The 4,299-nt window shown below is 45.2% G+C and carries 4 protein-coding genes; all 4 read right to left on the bottom strand.

The features are described from left to right. Positions 1–443 precede the first annotated feature (443 nt). A complete protein-coding gene (locus tag K0T92_RS24335; protein WP_219875224.1) occupies positions 444–1,640 on the bottom strand; it encodes a ZIP family metal transporter in 1,197 nt (398 codons plus the stop codon). A 24-nt stretch (positions 1,641–1,664) separates the two neighbouring features. Continuing rightward, positions 1,665–2,717: a multicopper oxidase domain-containing protein gene (locus tag K0T92_RS24340; RefSeq protein WP_246628410.1), complete on the bottom strand. Its 1,053-nt coding sequence runs from the start codon at positions 2,715–2,717 to the stop codon at positions 1,665–1,667. Positions 2,718–2,941: 224 nt separating this feature from the next. Further along, positions 2,942–3,232 (bottom strand): hypothetical protein, encoded by a 291-nt coding sequence (locus K0T92_RS24345; protein ID WP_219875225.1) that lies wholly within the window; start codon positions 3,230–3,232, stop codon positions 2,942–2,944. A gap of 794 nt (positions 3,233–4,026) precedes the next feature. Further along, positions 4,027–4,299, bottom strand: a 273-nt coding sequence (locus K0T92_RS24350; RefSeq protein WP_219875226.1) for a WG repeat-containing protein, incomplete at its 5' end; no start/stop codon positions are given.

Genomic DNA, 4,299 nt, shown 5'->3' on the forward strand with positions numbered 1-4,299 from the left:
ACATAATTCCATATTTAACCAATACCCTCCGCACCACCGGAGGTTCTTTGGCATGTACAAAAAGTATAGCACCATTTTTCTCAAATTCCAAGTCATCAATGCTTGACAAACATTAGCTGGTTTCATTATATATGGGGGACTCTGAAATCATCAAACCACTTTCTGGACACCCCCTTCTCCAAGCGGTTTGAAGGTGGAGTGACGGAGTAAGAAACCTGCGAATGTGCATGAATTTCGGTTGCAAGACGCCATAATGGTAAAATTCCTGCGATCAGGCATGAATGTGAGAAAAAATCGGCCGTTAAGGGAAAACGAAGGTGAAATACCTGCACTCTGGCAGGCATTTCACCTTTTTCAGGTCATAAACGAGGAAAAAACTGCGGTTTCGCATGTTTCGCGTGGGAACTGAGGTTTCCAAAAACCACTTTCTGGACACCCCGAATTTAGTTTACCAATATCGCTGTCGCATACATAATCAGAATGCCTAGCGCCAGTCCTGTGAAGTTAGGCCAGGATACGGCTGGCGAGCCTGATTTGCCCGCTTCGCGCACGATCATTTTGCCAATGACATAGATGACTTGAAGGATAGCGCCTGCTCCAATTCCGAAGAATATTGCAGCAAGGGTCGGGTTGAATACGAATCCGCCGATCCATGTCCCGATGATTGCCGGACCGCCTGCCAGGACTGCCAGGGCCAGAAAGGTTCTCCATGTAGGCCGATCCCTTAACAGCGGAGCAGCAATCCCTACGCCTTCCGTGATGTTGTGCAGCGTAAATCCGATAATGAGGAAGGTTCCCAGTGCCGCCTCCCCTGAAGCGAAAGCAGCTCCGATTGCCAGACCCTCGCCCAAGTTATGGAGCCCGATCCCCCCTGCCATTTTATAAGCCACTCTTGTACCCGAGACACGGCCCCTCTTCTCGTTCGCCTGATCCACCGCCAGCAGGAATAGAAAGCTTAGCAGCGCCGCAAACCATACAAGTCCCGTACCCTGGAACACACCCGGAGCCTCAGCCCCTAATTCAAAGCCTTCTTGAAAGGTGTCAATGACGAGGAAGAATAACAAGCCGACCGTAAGGGCCATTACAGCTTGAATCCCTCTCTCAGAGAATCTCCGCATGAATGGAAACCAGAGCAGACCAAGTCCAACGGGCACGATCCCGACATAGAATCCAATTAATGCGTATTGCAGGAAACGGCCCGTATCCAACGGAGGTGTCAGCGCAGCTACCGGAACCTCGCCCGTGAACAGCAGACCGTTCGTTGTAATGAGGACAATCGTATAGGGATCCGCTTCTACCCAACCGTATGGAATTTTTATCTCGGTTTGTCCGAATCTTTCGATTGTTGGGCCAGGGTTGAAATCCGCATTCCAGAATGCGTCATTCACCACGACCTGGGCAATGGTCACGTCTTCCGGGCCTGTGTTAAGCACGCTGACCGTGAAGCCCTCTTCCGTTAAAATAATCCGCTGAATATCCAGTACTTCGATGGGCGCTACAGGTTCATCCTTAATGCCTGTGCCCAAATTGGCAATTACAGAAATGATAACTATGAGCAGAACTATGGGGATCACTCCCCACACCCATACCGCCTTCGACTTCGAAGATTTTGACTTGACCGGCTCTATATTAATTTCCATGCTGCCTCTCCCCCCTTCCTTTCCTTATGCCTTGGCCTCGAAGAACCCCATCCAGCCGAGTTCGGCAAACTCGCTCTGATGAGCGTGAAACATATATTTGCCAGGCTCCGGGAATACCATTTCGAGAATGCCCCGCTGTCCTTGGCACTGCATAATCGTATCCGTTATAACCGGACGAGCCTCCGGATCTGCGCCTACCTCGTAATAATGGAAGATGTTCGCATGAAGGTGGAACGAATTGATCAAATCAAATTCGGTCAGATTGCTTAAGTAAACTCGTACCAATTCACCGACCTTAACCTGAATCGGAAAGGCTTGAAATGCAAATGCGTAGCCGTTGACGGTGTACACCTCATTGGCGCCATCGAGATCCAGATCGAAACCGTTCATGACCATGTTGAATTCTTTGGCAGGTTTTCGCGGTTTCTTGGGATCGATAATGAAATTGCCGTACAATCCCTTATGAATATGCTTCGCAAGGGGTGGAATATGGCAGTGATAGACGTGCATGCCGGCTGGCTTGGCTTCAAATTCATATATAAATTCCGTCCCTGGAAGGACAGGCTCAAGACCATCCATCTTAGGGGAATGTATGCCGTGAAAATGAATCGAATGCGGATGAGTAGATCCGTTCCAGAATTTAACCCGAACGATGTCGCCTTCCGTGCAGCGGATCGTCGGCCCCGGAATCGTTCCGTTATATGCCCAGCCAGGGAACTTGATCCCTTTCGCAATCTCCACCTCAGTATCCATGGCTACTAGCTCATACTCTCGCACCGTTTTCCCGTCTGGCCGGGTACTGACTTTGCCGTAATTGAAGGCCGTCAGCGCTTTAATCGCTTCTCTTAGGCCGCTCGTAAGCTCAGTGCCAGGATCATATCCATGCGCCATCATTTGATGCTGCTTCTGCTGTGGCGCAGCTGAATGCCCCTCATGATTATTCGCTGCACTTGCAGGCTTCGCGAACCACGTTGCCGGGTTAAGCATTGTTGTTCCCAGAATCCCCAGCGTGCCTGCAGCTCCCCATTTCAACACTTGCCGCCTCGTTACCAGACGCTTCGGATCATTCTCCATCATAAACACCACCCACTCTTGTATTAAGGAAATTAAGTTTGCCCGACGCAAAATATATGACAAAAAAAATATTTGTGGTCATAGGACAAAATGTTGCGTTCATACAAAATAATGCTCGAGATAAATATACGATATCCCTACTCTATATGTAAACCGTTTTTGTGAAAATATGTTAGGGTGATTGATTTGCTTGGTGAGCTCGGTGAACACCGTTTAACTACCCGCCTTTAGCATTCAATAATTTCTCCATCTGCAACTTTTTTTGATTCGTACAGTTCAAATTTACTTCCTACAAAAAGCAATCTTTTGGGTGCTCGATCAGGAAATAAGAAGCTGAAGTCACAAATCGTTTCATAGTTATCATGATTAGAAACTATTTTTAATACAACGCTCCACCCCTGTCCAACTTCATCAACAAGAAACTGCGCCGCAGTTGAATATTCAATCAACGGGAATCTTTTCTTTCCTCCTTGCTCAGTAGGAACCCAATTAATTCGTGCTATAATTTTTTGGTCCATCCTATTTCACCACCACAATTTTTTCTGGAATTATATTCTTCTTTACAAGTAAGCAGTATCACCTGTCCTTTAGGCTAGCCCTAAACGACCACTTCTTTCTCACTCATCACCAATCCTTATTCTTTATTGTACAAGGCAAATTCCATAGGGTCACATTTCATTTTACAAACCAACATAGTATAAATAATCAATTATTCTACCCTTGCCTATCTTCTGACTCCCAGTTTGGATATGAAATAGATTACCATTTTTCACGAGACCAACAATAGCTTGCATCGCTTCTTTTCAATTGTATTCATCTCAACATTTGCTTCATACCACTTATCAATTAAAATCTCTTCTGTCGATTCTAATAGAGATACTGTTCCTGAAAATATCATTCCATTACCAAAGTTTACTCCTGGCCCAGCAATAGCTCCATTCACTTAATATATTAATTTTTTCGTATATTCCTTCTATCTGTATACTTCTAAATTACTACATTATTCATGAATGGGGATACAATCCTCTGTATTTAACTCAATTATGACCTTTCCACTGAGAAAATGTTCATCTCGACACTGCCAAATGGCAGTTTAAGACTCCAGGTGTATACATTCATATAGCCGAACGGATCGGTCATCGTTTCCCGAAGGTACAGGCTATTATAGGTATACGAAATTTTCTTCAGGTCCGGGAAGATAACCTCTCTTAATAAAAAAGAACCCCATGGAGTATTAGCTCACATGTGGAAAGTGGTAAGTCATTATTCACTTTTCATCTGTACCATCATCTTTTGAATTATTCATAAAGGCTTATAGATAGTCGAACTGAAAAATCTCGTCTCCCGTGTGCCGATCCACATAGATGTTTTTTTCCCCCAATCGAAATCTAATTAACTTCTGTTCAGCAGACTGGGTATCGGTTCCCGTATATTTCGGTTCAATAATATATTCACCACGTTTGTTTATGATCCCATACCGTTCCCCCACAACAACATAGGCTGTTCCTTCGTAAAAATCTGAAGCGAAGTCAAAAAGTGGTGGAATGACGACATCACCCGTTTTATTGATGTATCCTGTCTTCTC

This window comes from Paenibacillus oenotherae (genome assembly GCF_019443105.1).
Taxonomy (GTDB): Bacteria; Bacillota; Bacilli; order Paenibacillales; family Paenibacillaceae; genus Paenibacillus_Z; species Paenibacillus_Z oenotherae.

Bases quoted from the DNA above. Each gene is read 5' to 3' on its own strand.
- K0T92_RS24345 (WP_219875225.1), bottom strand. From the start codon at position 3,232: ATGGACCAAAAAATTATAGCACGAATTAATTGGGTTCCTACTGAGCAA.
- K0T92_RS24340 (WP_246628410.1), bottom strand. From the start codon at position 2,717: ATGATGGAGAATGATCCGAAGCGTCTGGTAACGAGGCGGCAAGTGTTG.
- K0T92_RS24335 (WP_219875224.1), bottom strand. From the start codon at position 1,640: ATGGAAATTAATATAGAGCCGGTCAAGTCAAAATCTTCGAAGTCGAAG.